11 protein-coding genes and 1 pseudogene are annotated in these 16,221 nt (G+C 62.5%); 8 read left to right on the top strand and 4 right to left on the bottom strand.

What is annotated here, in order from left to right; genetic code table 11:
- Positions 1-412 (bottom strand): annotated as a pseudogene (glyA, locus tag GCT13_RS26745) (serine hydroxymethyltransferase); the annotation flags it as partial.
- A 546-nt stretch (positions 413-958) separates the two neighbouring features.
- On the opposite strand from glyA, the gene GCT13_RS26740 reads away from it, so the two are divergent.
- The 3 genes from GCT13_RS26740 (at position 959) to GCT13_RS26730 (ending at position 5,317) form a co-directional block, all read left to right on the top strand.
- Positions 959-1,975, top strand: coding sequence for a GlxA family transcriptional regulator (locus GCT13_RS26740; protein WP_152763275.1), 1,017 nt, complete (start codon positions 959-961; stop codon positions 1,973-1,975).
- A gap of 176 nt (positions 1,976-2,151) precedes the next feature.
- Complete coding sequence (locus GCT13_RS26735; protein ID WP_152763273.1) at positions 2,152-4,695, top strand: adenosylcobalamin-dependent ribonucleoside-diphosphate reductase; 2,544 nt, start codon at positions 2,152-2,154, stop codon at positions 4,693-4,695.
- An 88-nt stretch (positions 4,696-4,783) separates the two neighbouring features.
- Complete coding sequence (locus tag GCT13_RS26730; protein WP_152763271.1) at positions 4,784-5,317, top strand: hypothetical protein; 534 nt, start codon at positions 4,784-4,786, stop codon at positions 5,315-5,317.
- A 143-nt stretch (positions 5,318-5,460) separates the two neighbouring features.
- Here GCT13_RS26730 and fdhA read toward each other — a convergent pair whose 3' ends face one another.
- On the bottom strand, positions 5,461-6,660 hold the full coding sequence (fdhA, locus tag GCT13_RS26725) for a formaldehyde dehydrogenase, glutathione-independent (protein ID WP_152763269.1): 1,200 nt from the start codon (positions 6,658-6,660) through the stop codon (positions 5,461-5,463).
- A gap of 196 nt (positions 6,661-6,856) precedes the next feature.
- Here fdhA and betI point away from each other — a divergent pair, with 196 nt between their 5' ends.
- The 5 genes from betI (at position 6,857) to GCT13_RS26700 (ending at position 12,808) form a co-directional block, all read left to right on the top strand.
- Entirely contained in the window at positions 6,857-7,447 is a 591-nt protein-coding gene (betI, locus tag GCT13_RS26720) for a transcriptional regulator BetI (protein WP_152763267.1), read from the top strand.
- A 49-nt stretch (positions 7,448-7,496) separates the two neighbouring features.
- Positions 7,497-8,966, top strand: coding sequence for a betaine-aldehyde dehydrogenase (gene betB, locus GCT13_RS26715; protein ID WP_152763265.1), 1,470 nt, complete (start codon positions 7,497-7,499; stop codon positions 8,964-8,966).
- Positions 8,967-8,977: 11 nt separating this feature from the next.
- A complete protein-coding gene (gene betA / locus GCT13_RS26710; protein ID WP_152763263.1) occupies positions 8,978-10,693 on the top strand; it encodes a choline dehydrogenase in 1,716 nt (571 codons plus the stop codon).
- 158 nt (positions 10,694-10,851) lie between these two features.
- Positions 10,852-12,294, top strand: a complete 1,443-nt coding sequence (locus GCT13_RS26705) for an MFS transporter (protein WP_152763261.1) — start codon at positions 10,852-10,854, stop codon at positions 12,292-12,294.
- A gap of 313 nt (positions 12,295-12,607) precedes the next feature.
- Entirely contained in the window at positions 12,608-12,808 is a 201-nt protein-coding gene (locus tag GCT13_RS26700; RefSeq protein WP_152763259.1) for a hypothetical protein, read from the top strand.
- A gap of 66 nt (positions 12,809-12,874) precedes the next feature.
- Here the strand turns inward: GCT13_RS26700 and GCT13_RS26695 are convergent, their stop codons facing one another.
- Complete coding sequence (locus GCT13_RS26695) at positions 12,875-14,044, bottom strand: metallophosphoesterase (protein ID WP_321574644.1); 1,170 nt, start codon at positions 14,042-14,044, stop codon at positions 12,875-12,877.
- 299 nt (positions 14,045-14,343) lie between these two features.
- Positions 14,344-15,678, bottom strand: a complete 1,335-nt coding sequence (locus tag GCT13_RS26690) for a sigma-54-dependent transcriptional regulator (RefSeq protein WP_152763255.1) — start codon at positions 15,676-15,678, stop codon at positions 14,344-14,346.
- Positions 15,679-16,221: the final 543 nt, after the last annotated feature.

Raw genomic sequence — 16,221 nt, 5'->3', positions numbered from 1 at the left:
CGGGCTTCGCGCCGTGCGTGAGGTGGCCGCCCGCATCGAGCGACATGCCGAGGATCGTATCGCCGGGCTTCGCGAGCGCGAGCATCACGGAGCCGTTCGCCTGTGCGCCCGAATGCGGCTGCACGTTGGCAAAGCCTGCGTTGAAGAGCGTCTTGATCCTGTCGATCGCGAGTGCTTCCACTTCATCGACGAACTCGCAACCGCCGTAGTAGCGCTTGCCCGGATAACCTTCCGCGTACTTGTTCGTCAACACCGAGCCTTGCGCTTCGAGCACCGCGCGCGACACAATGTTTTCCGACGCGATCAGCTCGACCTGTGATTGCTGGCGTTCGAGTTCTTTCAGGATGGTGTTCTGGACCGACGCATCGCGATGGGCCAAGGGCTGCGAGAAGAAAGGGTTGGCGTTCGACATGGCGTCCGTTAGAAGTCCGTTGATAGCTGAAAGCGAAAAGAGTTGTGCGAGGCCGGCTGTCCAATTCCGCGCTATCCCTTGACTGGACTGGCTTTGCACCACCTCCACCGACGGCTCTATTCTTGTCTTTCGCCCGATTCGTCAATTTATGATTTCAGACGCGTTCTTTACCTTTTCCGCCATACAGGTCCGTTTTGGACAAGTGATCGACCGTGCTAATTGGTCCAGCCAATTCGTCGGATTGAAGTGGAGTTAAAGCGGCGCTGACGTTGCGCTGATGTTCTTTAAAGGCGCCGGTTGAATGGTGCAATGCAGCGTTTTATCGGCGCCAAAGAACACGAATGGCACCGCTAGCGAGCGCGAGAAGCCCGCCCGCAGTGCGGAGAATGCACAGCGGCAGTGCGGCTTGGGCAAAGCATTGCCAAAACCTGGGTCGTAGCCAGGGTTTAGCCGTATGGCATGCTTGTTGCCCTCGCTCTCAGAATAAGAAGGCCGAATTCCCCACCCGGCTGCAATAAAACATCGAGCTGAAGGAACGCCCGAATCATGTCGCCTGATAGAACCGCGTCGTTATCGCACTTCGCGTTCATGCCGCTGCCGAACTTCACGATGATCGCCTTCACGAATGCGATCGAAGTGTTGCGCATGGCCAACTATCTGAGCGGACAGTCGCTCTACCGGTGGTCGATCATCAGCCCGAACGGCGGCCCGGTCACGGCAAGCAACGGTCTTTCAGTCGATACAGGCCCCGCCGAATGCGTCGGCACGCCCGACATCGTGTTCGTCTGCGGCGGCATCGACGTGCAGCGCGAAACCACACCCGAACATCTGTCGACGCTGCGCCGCTTCGCGCGCGCAGGCATCGCGCTGGGCAGCCTGTGCACGGGCACGTATGCGCTCGCGAAGTCGGGCCTGCTCGCGGGCTATGCGTGCGCGATTCACTGGGAGAACATGTCGGCGCTCAAGGAAGAGTTCCCCGACACGCGCTTCCTCAAAGAACTGTTCGTGATCGATCGCGACCGCGTCACGTGCACGGGCGGCGTCGCGCCGCTCGACATGATGCTGAACCTGATCGCCGCGCGTGTCGGCACCCCGCGCGTCACGCAGATCGCCGAGCAGTTCATCGTCGAGCACGTGCGCGACAACAGCGCTCAACAACGCATGCCGCTCGTCGCGCGGCTCGGCTCGGCGAACAAGTCGCTGTTCGAAGTCATCGCGCTGATGGAGAACAACATCGAAGAGCCGCTGTCGCGCGAAGAACTCGCGCGGCTCGCGAACATGTCGCAACGGCAATTGCAACGGCTCTTCCGCGAGCATCTCGGCATGACGCCGACGCACTACTATCTGACCTTGCGTCTGCGCCGCGCGCGCGAACTGCTGCTGCAGACCGACATGTCGATCATGCACATCACGATGGCATGTGGCTTCCAGTCCGCATGCCATTTCAGCAAGAGCTATCGCGACGCGTTCGGCACCGCGCCCACGCGCGAGCGCCGCAAGCAGGTTGCACCGCTCGCGCATCCGGTGATGGACGGCCTCGCGACCCTTCCCGCGCACGCCTGAGCGCGTGCTTTCGCCGCAATCAATCCAGCGGGTCTTTGCTCTCGGGCAGGCATAGCACCTGCTCGCGCCTCGTGCCGTTTGCAGCATCCCGTTCGCTGCGCTATGGTGAGGCTCAACGCGGCGCGGCGTCGCGCAGTTCGCGCGTATCGCTGGAGCGCCGCCCTTCGAGGCTGCTCATGGCTGACACCGACAACGAACTCACTCCGCTCGATTCCACCTCCATCGCGCCGCAGCAATTCTCGCTCGACGTGCTGCTCGAAAAATACGCAAAGGGCGACGAACGCATGGCCGACGACGTGTACGAGCGCGTCGCGCGCGGCGTCGCGATGGCCGAGCCTGAGGCGTTGCGTCCCGTCATCGAGGCCCGCTTTGCGGAGAACCTGAAGAACGGCGCACTCGGCGCGGGCCGCATCATGAGCGCGGCGGGCACGGGCATCGCGGCGACGCTGATCAACTGCTTCGTGCAGCCTGTGGGCGACAGCATTCAGGGCGCCGACGATCAGGGTCTGCCGGGCATCTACGTCGCGTTGCTGCAGGCAGCCGAAACGATGCGGCGCGGCGGCGGCGTCGGCTACAACTTTTCGGCGATCCGGCCGCACGGCGCGCGCGTGAAGACGACCAGCTCGTCGGCGTCCGGTCCGTGCAGCTATATCGACGTGTTCGATGCGTCGTGCCGCACCGTCGAAAGCGCGGGCTCGCGGCGCGGCGCGCAAATGGCCGTGCTCGACTGCACGCATCCCGATCTGCTCGAATTCATCGAAGCGAAGCATTCGAAGGGCCGCTGGAACAACTTCAACGTGTCCGTCGCCGTCAGCGACGAGTTCATGCGCGCCGTCGAAAACGACGAGATGTGGCAGCTCGTGCATCGCGCCGAACCGTCGCCCGCGATGCGCGCGGCCAACGATGTGCATCAGCGCGAAGACGGCATGTGGGTCTACAGCGAACGGCGCGCGAAAGAAATCTTCGACCGCATCATGCGGTCGACCTACGACATCGCGGAGCCCGGCATCGTCTTCATCTCGCGGATGAACGAGGACAACAATCTGCGCGCCGTCGAAACGATCCGCGCGACCAATCCTTGCGGCGAGCAGCCGCTGCCGCCTTATGGCTGCTGCAATCTCGGGCCGCTCAATCTCACGCGCTTCGTGATCGATCCGTTCGCGCAGCGGCATGGCGGCAAGCCGTCGTTCGACTGGGACGCGCTTGCAGAGCGCACGCGCACCCACGTGCGCTTTCTCGACGACGTGCTCGACGTGACGCTGTGGCCGCTGACGCAGCAATACGACGAGTCGCGTGCGAAGCGGCGTATCGGTGTGGGCTTTACGGGCCTGGGCGACACGCTCGTGATGATGGGCTTGCGCTACAACTCGCAGGAAGGGCGCGACTTCGCGGTGCGCATCGCGCGCCTGATGCGCGACGAAGCGTATCGCGCATCCGTCGAACTCGCGCGCGAGCGCGGCGCGTTTCCGCTCTTCAACGCGAAGCACTATCTGGAAGAAGGCACCTTCGCATCGCGCCTGCCCGACGACGTCAAGGATTCGATCCGCAAGCACGGCATTCGCAACAGCCACCTGCTCTCCATCGCGCCGACGGGCACCGTCAGTCTCGCGTTCGCGGACAACGCGTCGAACGGCATCGAGCCCGCGTTCTCGTGGACGTACACGCGCATGAAGGTGATGGCGGACGGCAGCCGCGAGCAGTTCGCAGTCGAAGATCACGCGTACCGTCTCTATCGCGAGCTGGGCGGCGACGTCGGCAGTCTGCCCGAGTATTTCGTCAGTGCGCTGGAAATGTCGGCGCGCGACCACCTGGACATGATGGCCGCCGTGCAGCCGTTCATCGACACGTCGATTTCGAAGACGGTCAACGTGCCCGCCGATTATCCGTTCGATGCATTCGAAACCCTCTATTTCGACGCATGGAAAAGCGGACTCAAGGGCCTCGCGACGTATCGCCCGAACGAGACGCTGGGCGCGGTGCTGAGCGTGACGCCGGAGCCCGCGGCCACGCCCTCCGACGCGCTCGCCGAAATCGATCTGGACCCGCTGCGCATCGCCATCGATCATCGGCCCAAGGGCGAGCTGCCCGCGATCATCGAGAAGGTTGAGTACCTGACGGCAGCCGGCAAGAAGTCGCTGTATCTGGCCGTGTCGTTCATCGAGGTGACGGGGCGCGTGGGCGGCGAGGAAGTGACGATCGAACGGCCCATCGAGTTCTTCATTCCCGCCGGCCAACGCGACGAGTCGCAGCAATGGATCACGGCGACGATGCGTTCACTTTCGCTCGCGGCCCGCGGGGGCTTTGTCGCGCGCAATCTGCAGGACTTGCGCAAGGTTTCATGGGATCGCGGCCAGGTGCGGCTCGGCGAAGTGCAACGGCTCGACGGTCATCGCTCGCCGCGCTGGCACGATTCGGAAGTCGCGGCGCTTGCGTATGCACTACAGCAGATCCTGCACCGGCGCGGCTTTCTCGATGTGGAGGGCAATCAGGTGCCGTCGCGTCTGCTCGCACGCTTGCCGAGCGGTCAGTCGAATCCGAATGCGTCGAGCGCCGACAACACGCTCTCGTCCATTGAAGAAGGATCAGCGGAAGAGCGCGGCGTTCAGGCACTGCACACGATGCACGGACGCAAGTGCGGCAATTGCGGGGCAAACGCGGTGATCCGCAAGGACGGTTGCGACTTCTGCACGGCGTGCGGTGAAATCGGCGCGTGCGGCTAGCCGAAAAGAACCGGAGAACCGAAAAGGCATCGAAAGAACTAAAATGTAGTATCAATGTTTTGACAGGCAAAGCTTCTGCCGAGCCAGGATGATCCGCGGTGTGATCATTTCCGTTGTTTATTGGGTTCTCTCCGCGACGCGCCGCAATCCCCGCAACTGGATTGCGGGCGCGTTGCTTCTCCTGGTCAGCGGCGCGTTATTCGCCAAAGCCGTCGCCACTGATCACGCCCGTTTATTGCCCGAAAGAGAATCCACATCGATTCTTTTTTATTCGTATCCGCAGATTCCGTCGACGGCTTATGCGCCGCAACGGCGTCTGCATCGATACGTCGTCGCAAGCCCATTGCATATGGGAACTGCGGCTTACGGGCTCTATAACCAGTACAGCATCGCGCCGGATTTCGAGCGCTTCCGCTTTGGACAGCGCCTGTCCAGGCTCGATGGCCTTCAGACGGGCCAGACACCGGGTTCGCCTGACTATGGACTCACTCCCGATCCTCAAAACGGCTCTTCAGGTTCATCGACCGACAGCGACGAATGGAGCTTCAGAGCCAATCCGCTTTTGAACCTCAATCACTCACACGAGAGAGGCGCGACGTTTTCCATTCGACATGATTTTTGACTTCAAGTGAATTCAATTGGAGTCCGCGCGCGCAAAGCAAAAAAAAGCTGCGTTCCCTGTAAAAGGAAAACGCAGCATCGTCCAAAACGGGACAGAGGAGACTTCGATCTGCTACCCGCTCGTTGCAGGCGAACGCGCCTGCACTAAGCGGCCTTCAGCAAACCATGCGGATCGATGACGAACTTGCGCGGCGCGCCGCCATCGAACTTGCGATAACCCTCGGGCGCCTCGTCCAGCGACACCACCGTCACGTTGACGATGTCCGCGATGGGGAGACGGTCCCACAGAATCGCCTGCATCAGGTTGCGGTTGTACTTCATCACGGGCGTCTGTCCCGTGTGGAACGAATGCGACTTCGCCCAGCCGAGGCCAAAGCGGATGCTCAGGCTGCCCTTGCGAGCGGCGGTATCGACGGCGCCCGGATCGTCCGTGACGTACAGACCCGGAATGCCGATCGCGCCCGCCGGCTTCGTGATATCCATCAGCGAGTTGAGGACCGTTGCGGGCGCCTCTTCGCGCGAGCCGCTGGTGCCGTGGCCGTGCGCCTCGAAGCCCACGCAATCCACGGCGCAATCCACTTCGGGCTTGCCGAGAATCTGCGCGATCTGCTCGCCGAGCGTCGCGTCCTTCGACAGATTGACCGTTTCGAAGCCGACGGCGCGCGCATGAGCGAGCCGCTCTTCGTTCATGTCGCCGACGATCGTGCACGCCGCCCCCAGGATGCGCGCCGATGCAGCCGCCGCCATGCCGACAGGGCCCGCGCCCGCGACGTACACCGTCGAGCCTGGCTTCACGCCCGCCATCACGGCGCCGTGATAGCCCGTCGGCAGAATGTCCGAGAGACACGTGAGGTCGCGGATCTTTTCCATCGCGCGATCGCGATCGGGAAACTTCAGCAGATTGAAGTCCGCATACGGCACCATCACGTATTCGGCCTGCCCGCCGATCCAGCCGCCCATATCGACGTAGCCATACGCGCCGCCGGCACGCGACGGGTTCACGTTCAGGCACACGCCCGTATGCTGTTCCTTGCAGGTCTGACAGCGGCCACACGCGACGTTGAACGGCACGGAAACGAGATCGCCGATCTTCAGCGTTTCGACATCGCGGCCCACTTCGATTACTTCGCCCGTGATTTCGTGCCCTAAAACAAGGCCTATTTCGGCTGTCGTACGGCCGCGCACCATGTGCTGATCGGAGCCGCAAATATTCGTCGATACCACCTTGAGGATCACGCCGTGACCGATCGCGCGTCCGCGCGGATCGACCATCTTCGGGTAATCGATCGGCCGTACTTCCACCTTGCCCTGGCCCAGATATACGACACCGCGATTGTTGCTCATCGTCTCGTCTCCACGTTGGTCTGAATGCGCAAATGGCGCTGATTCGAGGTTAGTCCCTTTGCCCCGTCCACCAATGTTCAAAACGCGACACGCGTTTTCCTCAAACCGACAAAGCCAGATTGCCCCGTTTTTGTTGATTGAACGTTCAATAAAAAAAGACTAGAGTGACGACTTTCGGCAAGCATCGCGAGACACCATGCCCAAAGTCGGAATGCGCGAAGTGCGTCGCGCGCAGTTGATCGACGCCACGCTGCTCACGATCGACCAGGCCGGTCTGTCGGGTACGACGCTCGCATCCGTCGCGCAGCGCGCAAACATTTCGACAGGTATCGTGAGCCACTATTTCGGCGACAAGGACGGCCTGCTCGAAGCCACGATGCGCCACATTCTGCGCGATCTGTGGGCCGCTACGACGCGCCGCCGCATCGCCGCGAAGCCACAGCCGCGTGCGCGTTTGCGCGCGATCGTCGCGGCAAATTTCGACGTATCGCAGGTGAGCGGCCCCGTGATGAAGACGTGGCTCGCGTTCTGGACCGAGAGCATGCACGAGCCCGCGCTGCGCCGCTTGCAGCGCGTCAACACGCGCCGCCTCTATTCGAACCTGTGCGCGGAGTTCGCGAAGGAGCTGCCGCGCGCGTCCGCGCGACGCGCTGCCAGCGGCCTCGCGGCGATGATCGACGGGCTGTGGCTGCGCGGAGCGTTGTCGGGCGATCCGTTCGACACGAAAGCCGCGCTGCGTCTCGCCAACGACTACATCGACCTGCTGCTCGCGCGCAACGGCTCATAAAGCTCACAGCGCTGCGCCACGAACACCCGCATTTCAAGGAGAAACCCAGATGCCCGTCTATGGCCTGCAACGTCTCTATATCGGCGGCGAATATGTCGACGCCACGAGCGGCGTCACCTTCGACACATTCGATCCCGCCACGGGCGAAACACTCGCAACCGTCCAGCAAGCAAGCGAGGCCGACATCGAGCGCGCCGTGCAAACCGCGCGCGAAGGCCAGCGCGCGTGGGCCGCGATGACGGCGATGCAGCGCTCGCGCATCCTGCGCCGCGCGGTGGAACTGCTGCGCGAGCGCAACGACGAACTCGCCGAACTCGAAATGCGCGACACGGGCAAGCCGATCGCCGAAACACGCGCCGTCGATATTGTCACGGGCGCTGACGTAATCGAGTACTACGCGGGCCTCGCCACAGCCATCGAAGGCCAGCAGATTCCGCTGCGCGCCGAATCGTTCGTCTATACGCGGCGCGAACCGCTCGGCGTCACCGCGGGCATCGGCGCATGGAACTATCCGATCCAGATCGCGTGCTGGAAGTCCGCGCCGGCGCTCGCGGCCGGAAACGCAATGATCTTCAAGCCGAGCGAGGTCACGCCGCTCTCCGCGTCGAAGCTCGCGGAAATCTATCTGGAAGCGGGCGTGCCGGCCGGCGTATTCAACGTCGTGCAGGGCGACGGACGCGTCGGCGCAATGCTGGCCGCGCATCCGGGCATCGCAAAGATCTCGTTCACGGGCGGCGTCGAGACGGGCAAGAAAGTGATGTCGATGGCAGGCGCTTCGTCGCTGAAGGAAGTAACGATGGAACTCGGCGGCAAGTCGCCGCTGATCGTCTTCGACGATGCCGACCTCGACCGCGCCGCCGATATCGCCGTGACGGCCAACTTCTTCAGCGCGGGACAGGTGTGCACGAACGGCACGCGCGTATTCGTGCATCGATCGGTGCAACAGGCATTCGAAGAGCGAGTGATCGAGCGCGTGAAGCGCATTCGCATCGGCAAGCCGTCGGACCCGTCGACGAATTTCGGGCCGCTCGCGAGCGCCGCGCAACTGGACAAGGTGCTCGGCTACATCGAGAGCGGCAAGCAGGAAGGCGCGCGGCTCGTTCTGGGCGGCGCGCGCATCACGGACGGCGACTACGCGCGCGGCCAGTACGTGCAGCCGACCGTGTTCTCGAACTGCCACGACGGCATGAAGATCGTGCGAGAAGAAATCTTCGGCCCTGTGATGAGCATTCTGAGTTTCGCCGACGAGGACGACGTGATCGCGCGCGCGAACGACACGATCTACGGTCTTGCGGCGGGCGTCGTCACCGAGAACCTGTCGCGCGCGCATCGCGTGATTCATCGGCTCGAAGCAGGCATCTGCTGGATCAACACATGGGGCGAGTCGCCCGCCGAAATGCCCGTGGGCGGCTACAAGCAATCGGGCGTGGGCCGCGAGAACGGCATCACGACACTCGAGCACTACACGCGCATCAAGTCCATCCAGGTCGAACTGGGCCCATATCAGCCCGTGTTTTGAGGGAGCGCAGCATGGCAGCGAAAGAGTACGACTACATCATCATCGGCGCGGGATCGGCGGGCAACGTGCTCGCGACGCGTCTGACGGAAGACCGCGACGTGACCGTGCTGCTGCTCGAAGCGGGCGGCCCCGACTATCGCTTCGACTTTCGCACGCAAATGCCCGCCGCGCTCGCGTATCCATTGCAGGGACGCCGCTACAACTGGGCGTATGAAACGGACCCCGAGCCGTTCATGAACAATCGCCGCATGGAATGCGGACGCGGCAAGGGGCTGGGCGGCTCGTCGCTGATCAACGGCATGTGCTATATCCGCGGCAATGCGCTCGACTATGACGGCTGGGCCGAACGAAAAGGCCTTGAAAACTGGACCTATCTGGATTGCCTGCCGTATTTCCGCAAGGCGGAGACGCGCGATATCGGCGCGAACGACTACCACGGCGGCGACGGCCCTGTGCATGTGACGACCAGCAAGTCCGGCGTGAATCCCCTCTTCGAAGCGATGGTCGAAGCGGGCGTGCAGGCCGGCTATCCGCGCACCGACGATCTCAACGGCTATCGGCAGGAAGGCTTCGGCCCGATGGACCGCACCGTGACGGCGAACGGCCGCCGCGCAAGCACCGCGCGCGGCTACCTGGATCAGGCGAAGCAGCGCGCGAATCTCACGATCGTCACGCACGCGACCACCGATCGCATTCTGTTCAGCGGCAAGCGCGCGCAAGGCGTCGTGTATCTGGATGGTCAGGCGCAGATCACCGTGCATGCGCGCCGTGAAGTGCTGCTCTGCAGCGGCGCGATTGCATCGCCGCAGATCCTGCAACGCTCGGGCGTCGGCCCCGGCGCGTGCCTGCGCGAATTCGACATTCCCGTCGTCCTGGATCTGCCCGGCGTGGGCCAGAACTTGCAGGATCATCTCGAGATGTACATGCAGTACGAGTGCAAGGAGGCCGTGTCGCTCTATCCCGCGCTGCTGCTGCGCAATCAGCCCGCGATCGGCATCGAATGGATGCTGAAGGGCACGGGCATTGGCGCGAGCAATCATTTCGAAGCGGGCGGCTTCATTCGCACGCGCGATGACGACCCGTGGCCGAATATCCAGTATCACTTCCTGCCCGTCGCGATCAACTACAACGGCACGAATGCGATCAGGATGCACGGCTTCCAGGCGCACGTCGGCTCGATGCGCTCGCCTAGCCGCGGCCGCGTGAAGCTGCGCTCACGCGATCCACGCAAGCATCCGTCGATTCTCTTCAACTACATGGCCGAAGCGCTCGACTGGCGCGAGTTCCGCGACGCGATCCGCATCACGCGCGAGATCATCGCGCAACCGGCGCTCGACCGTTTTCGCGGCCGCGAACTGAGCCCCGGCGCGGAACTGCAAACCGATGCGCAGATCGACGCGTTCGTGCGCGCACGCGCAGAGACTGCGTACCATCCGTCGTGTTCGTGCGCGATGGGCTACGACGACATGGCCGTCGTCGATAGCGAGGGTCGCGTGCATGGTCTCGAAGGCCTGCGCGTCGTCGACGCATCGATCATGCCGCGCATCACGACGGGCAACCTGAACGCGCCGACCATCATGCTCGCGGAAAAAATCGCCGATCGCATTCGCGGACGCAAGCCGCTCGCGCGCTCGACCGCGCCCTACTACGTGGCGAACGGCGCACCAGCGCGTGGCGCGAATATCGTTGCACATGCACAGGCACGGAACATGGCGACGCATACGTAATGACGGGCATTCACGGGCCGTGTGCTTCATCCGCCGATGACGCACACGTTCCACTGCAATGCCGAATCTGTTCTATATGACGGATTAATGGCGGCGTCTACTGGAACGGACCGGAGCAACAGAACACCGGCCTATTCCTTCATCCATTCGAGGATGCCATGCCGACCAACGCTTCTTCATCCGTCTCTTCGTCCACGAAAAGAGCCAGCGCCGCAGCGCGTCTCGAACGCCTGCCTTTCTCGGGCTATCACCGCACCATCTTCATCATCATCGCGATCGCGTTCTTTTTCGACTCCGTCGATCTGGGCACGATGACCTTCGTGCTCGGCTCGATCAAGACCGAGTTCGGCCTGTCGAGCGCGACGGCCGGGCTCGTCGCCAGCGCGAGCTTCTTCGGCATGGTGCTGGGCGCCGCCGTCGCGGGCCTGTTCGCCGATCGCTTCGGGCGCCGGCCCGTGTTCCAGTGGAGCATGGTGCTGTGGGGCGCCGCATCGTATCTGTGCTCGACGGCGCAAAGCGTCGACGCATTGATCGTGTATCGCGTGCTGCTCGGCATCGGCATGGGGATGGAGTTCCCGATTGCGCAGACGCTCCTCTCCGAGTTCGTGCCGACGGCGTCACGCGGACGTCTCGTCGCGCTGATGGACGGTTTCTGGCCATTGGGCTTCATCGCGGCGGGCTGCGTGTCGTTCCTCGTGCTGCCGCAATTCGGCTGGCGCACGGTGTTCGCGTTGCTCGCGATTCCCGCCGTCTTCGTGCTGATCGTGCGCCGCATCGTGCCCGAGTCGCCGCGCTGGCTCGAACATCGCGGACGCCACGCGCAAGCCGATGCCGTGCTCGGGCAAATCGAAGCGAAGGTGATGAAGTCGAAAGGCATCCGTTCGCTGCCCGCGCCGTCGATGCTCGCCGATCCCGCCCCGCGTTCGAAACACGGCGCGTTTCGCGAAATTTGGAGCGGCGCGTACCGCCAGCGCACGATCATGGTGTGGGCGCTGTGGTTCTTCGCGCTGCTCGGCTTCTATGGCCTCACGTCGTGGCTCGGCGCATTGATGCAGCAGGCGGGCTTCGCCGTGACGAAATCGGTGCTCTATACGGTGCTCATTTCGCTCGGCGGCGTGCCGGGCTTTCTGTGCGCCGCATGGCTCGTCGAACGCTGGGGCCGCAAGCCGACCTGTATCGCGTCGCTGGCGGGCGGCGGCGTCATGGCCTATCTGTACGGACAGACGGCGCTGCACGCGGATAGCGTGACGCTGCTGATCTGCACGGGCCTCGCGATGCAGTTCTTCCTGTTCGGCATGTGGGCCGTGCTCTACACCTACACGCCCGAGTTGTACGGCACGGGCGCGCGGGCCACGGGTTCGGGCTTCGCGTCGGCGATCGGCCGTGTCGGCTCGCTGATCGGCCCCTATGCAGTCGGCGTCGTGCTGCCCATCTTCGGACAAGGCGGCGTGTTTACGCTCGGCGCGCTGTCGTTCGGCGTCGCAGCGCTCGCCGTGTGGGCGATGGGCATCGAGACGAAGGGCCTGTCGCTCGAAACGCTCGTGTCGAAAGTCGATGACGACGCAGCGGAGTACCGCGTCGCCGTCGACGACGCCCGCTGATTTCGAGCCTCGCATCGCCGCATCGTCGCATCGCTCGCGTGTCGTCTCGCGGGTCGTCTCGCGTGTCGTCAATCGTCAGCGTGCTTTCCGTTTGCTGTATCGGGCTTACCCGCGCGTAAGCCTGTTACAGCCACGCGCCATCTGTCGAGCCCCATTCCGCGCATGACCGCGCGCGCACGCGCAAGCCGCGTCCTTTCACGACCGTCAAACCTGTCACGGCGTAACGTCATGAAACACATCCGTAGTCAAACTGTAGCGACGTCCGATTAGCATGTGCGGGACTGATCGCTCACTCGACTATGGAGGTGTCCCGATGTTGAGCCCTCACGAAATCGCGACGCTCATGCTGGTGAACAGCAATGAACACCGTCTCGAATCACTTGACCCCGACGTGCTCGCTTTGCGTCATTACGAACTCATCGAAGTGCGTGATCGCGGCGGTGCGGCAGCATTGCAGATCAGCGCGCGCGGCCGCGATCTGCTCATACGTCTAGGGATGCATGCGGTGCGCTGAATGCCGTCGATCGCGGCCGGCGTCACACTCGCAAGACGGCATGCGATCCGGTGTCACGGCATCGGGCTACCGCCGATGCGGGTCGGAGGTATCGGCCGTTGAACGCCCGTCGTTCACGAAGCTGTGCAGGCTCATGCGCACTGTGATGTGCATGCCTTGCGATGCAAACGACGTCAACGGCTCCTGTTTAGGCTGGGATTCGGGCGCGAGTTGCGGCGCGTCGTCCGCAATCTCCTGCTCGATGACGGGACTTGCAGTGGCCGTCGTCGCAGGACTCTGCGCGGCAGCGAAGCTCTCTGCCATCACAGGCGACTCCGCCGCCACGGGTACCGCTTCGGCCACGGCATTTTCGGCCATCGGCTCGGGTGCGAAGCCAGGATTGCGTCGAATCAAACGCTCCGACATCGCAGGCTCATGAAGCGCTGGCTCTTCGCGATCAAGCTCCCCATGAGCCGGTTGCTCATGAACGGGCTGTTGTCGAACAGGCGCTGATGCACCCACGGACGAACGGTCGAACACTTCGACCCACTGCGGCACGTCCGCGAGATCCATGATCGTGAGCTTGCCGCCGTATACGGCGCCCGTGTCGATATTGATCACGTTGTCTTTCGCGGTGACGCCGGACACAGGCGTATGGCCGACGATCACGGCCGTCACGTTGTCGACGTGCCCCGTCGCATGCGCCTGCGAGCGCACGCTGCGCTTCGCCCTGTCGAGCAGGCCTCGCAACGTGCTGCGCGAAGGCTCGGAATGCGGCTGATACGTCTTCCAGCGTGTGCGCGCCCAGATGGCCTTGCGTCGCATCGTGCCGTTGGGCGACTCGCGTTCGATTTCACGCACGAACGTCGCCCAGTCCGACACGGGCGAATCCGCGTGCACGATGCCGATGATTCCGTGTTCCGTTTCGATCTCGATCACATACGGCAACGACGCCATGTAGTCGGCGATGTGGTCGATCCAGTCCATGTCCTCGGCGCGATCGAGCAGCCAGTTCGCGCCGTTGCCCAGCAGCGAGAGCGCCTGCTCTTCGCCGTGATGCCAGCGCACGATGACATCTTCGTGATTGCCCTTGACGGACTTGATGCGATAGCGCTCGACGGCTTCCAGCACGCAATCGGATTCCGGCCCTCGGTCGACCAGGTCGCCGACGGCGAACAGCCGGTCACGTTTCGGATCGAAACGGCGGGCTTCGAGTGCTGCGCGCAATTGCCCGAAGCAGCCGTGAATGTCGCCCACGACGAAGTCACGACCTGAGTCATTACGCGGATAACGGATAACAGCGCGATAGGGCTCTTTCATGGCTCACAGTGAACGAAATAACGACAAAATACAATGGTGAATTCCGCAAAAAAGCGGCATCAAAATTAGCAAAGAATTCCTTTTGAAAGTAATGGCAAAGAGCGCCGCTACGCGCGAGCGGCATCGATAAGACGAAGCATAGCGCGTGGAAATGTCGCCAGGTGCTACACAAAAATGGATTGTGTAACTGTTGGTGAAGCGCATTTCAACATGCGCACAAGCGGTTTTGCTTCGGCTTACGCGGAATCCGCCTGTAGCACGGCGTCCGTCGGCGCGACCCGCTTGTAGTCCGACGCGAGCATCCGCGAGAGCAGGACTTTCGAAATGTGCAGCTCTGTCGCGGCCGCATCGAGCCGGCCCTGATTGCGTGCGACGGCGAGTTCGACGGCGGCCCATTCGGGAACCTCGTCCGTCTCGTCGGCTGACCTCAGCAACGGGACCTGCGCGACCTTGTCGAAACCGAGATCAGCAGCCGAGATCAGCTGACCTTTGCCGACGACAATCGCGCGCCGGATGCGGTTGATCAATTCCTGTACGTTGCCGGGCCATGTGTGCGTGTCGAGCGCTTCCCATGCGCAGGCGGAAAAACCTTGCACGCCATGCCGCGAATCGGAGCGAAAGCTCATCAGCAGCCAGGATGCGAGCAGACGGATATCGGCGCCGCGATCGCGCAGCGCCGGAAGCGTGATCGTATTCCCCGCGAACAACGCGACAAGGCGCGGATGCAGACGATGTTCTTGCGTCGCGCGTTGCAAGTCGAAATGTGTCGAGCAGATGATGCGCACATTGCGCGGCCCACTGTCGAGCAGATCTGCGAGACGTTGTTGCGCCGCAAGCGGTAGTTCGCAGATGCCGTCTATATACAGTGAACCGCCCTCCGCCATTTCCAGGCGGGATCGCTGATTGCCCCCTTCGACTTTGCTCTCCCCGTCGCCAAATAGTTCTGCTGCGATCCGCTCGGGCGCGTACGCTGCGCAATGGATCGATACCCATGGTCCATCGCGGCGCACGGAACCCGAATGGACCGCCGTTGCCGTCATCGTCTTGCCGCTCCCCGATTCGCCGACGATCATCACGGGCCGCTCGTGCTCGCACGCGCGCCGGATCGCCGCGCGCGCGTCGGTCATCGCAGCGCACGCGCCAATCATCGCCGGCGAGTCGTCGTCCGTGCTCTTGCGTTCGTCACCGTCGCCCGTCGAAGTTTCATACACGCGATCGATGGTCTGCGCGATCAGCTCGGCGGCAGCGGGCAGCGTGATGTAGCTCACGCAGCGCGTGCGCACGATCCGGCGTATTTCCGGATCGTTCAGGTGCGCCTTGGTCACGACGGCGACCCAACTGATTTCAGCACTCGCTTTTGTCAGTACGTCGACTTCGTTCAGATCATCCGGAATGGTCAGAGACGAGAACTCGATCAAACCGGCAGCTCGATCATCGGCTAGCAATGCAGCGCCTTGCCTCTCGCGAACATCGATGCAGCGAATACGCCATAACTCCGCCGGCAGATTGCCGTCGAGGCACGCCAGTTCAGGGTTGCACACGTGATAGAGCCGCTTTAGCTTGAGGTCCATGATGTAATCGGTTTTCCCGCCTCGATTGGTCGACATGCACCGACAGCATTACGTCCCCGGGAACTCGTTCGCGATCGGTTACTCAAAAATTAACGGAATCGCGACCCGTTATGCATCAGCGGTTGTTACTGTTTGAAAACGTCGAATCGCGACTACACGTTGGCGATTTTGAGCGCTCTGCACACGCAGTCCGCGCGCAAACGCACGTTTCCAAAGGGGAAAAAAGTTTCGCGGCACGGATCGCGCAGAGGCCACGGCCGACCTCCAGGTAACGATCCTTTACATAAGACACGATTGACTGTGGCGAGCGGGACACAGCGTCAGAAGGCTGTGTATGGGGCGCGGAAGTTCTTCCCCATTCGATTGCCGCATAGCGAGAAAAATACTGAATGTGGCGCGCGATGTGCAGTGGGGGTCGGTAATTCCGAATTGGTCGAGTCAAAAAGTGACATGCTTACCAATTGAAACGCACAAAATTTTAGCGCGCAAAACTTAAGAGACGCTGATGCGGTGAAATCGACCGCCCATACAGGGATGAAGAAT

The organism is Paraburkholderia franconis, from assembly GCF_009362735.1.
GTDB lineage: Bacteria > Pseudomonadota > Gammaproteobacteria > Burkholderiales > Burkholderiaceae > Paraburkholderia > Paraburkholderia franconis.
The sequence above is the reverse complement of the archived record's forward strand: the minus strand, read 5'-3'. Positions and strand labels throughout refer to the sequence as shown.

Excerpts from the sequence above, each read along its gene's own strand:
- GCT13_RS26740 (WP_152763275.1), top strand. The coding sequence starts at position 959 with ATGTCGCCTGATAGAACCGCGTCGTTATCGCACTTCGCGTTCATGCCG.
- GCT13_RS26735 (WP_152763273.1), top strand. The coding sequence starts at position 2,152 with ATGGCTGACACCGACAACGAACTCACTCCGCTCGATTCCACCTCCATC.
- GCT13_RS26730 (WP_152763271.1), top strand. The coding sequence starts at position 4,784 with ATGATCCGCGGTGTGATCATTTCCGTTGTTTATTGGGTTCTCTCCGCG.
- fdhA (WP_152763269.1), bottom strand. The coding sequence starts at position 6,660 with ATGAGCAACAATCGCGGTGTCGTATATCTGGGCCAGGGCAAGGTGGAA.
- betI (WP_152763267.1), top strand. The coding sequence starts at position 6,857 with ATGCCCAAAGTCGGAATGCGCGAAGTGCGTCGCGCGCAGTTGATCGAC.
- betB (WP_152763265.1), top strand. The coding sequence starts at position 7,497 with ATGCCCGTCTATGGCCTGCAACGTCTCTATATCGGCGGCGAATATGTC.
- betA (WP_152763263.1), top strand. The coding sequence starts at position 8,978 with ATGGCAGCGAAAGAGTACGACTACATCATCATCGGCGCGGGATCGGCG.
- GCT13_RS26705 (WP_152763261.1), top strand. The coding sequence starts at position 10,852 with ATGCCGACCAACGCTTCTTCATCCGTCTCTTCGTCCACGAAAAGAGCC.
- GCT13_RS26700 (WP_152763259.1), top strand. The coding sequence starts at position 12,608 with ATGTTGAGCCCTCACGAAATCGCGACGCTCATGCTGGTGAACAGCAAT.
- GCT13_RS26690 (WP_152763255.1), bottom strand. The coding sequence starts at position 15,678 with ATGGACCTCAAGCTAAAGCGGCTCTATCACGTGTGCAACCCTGAACTG.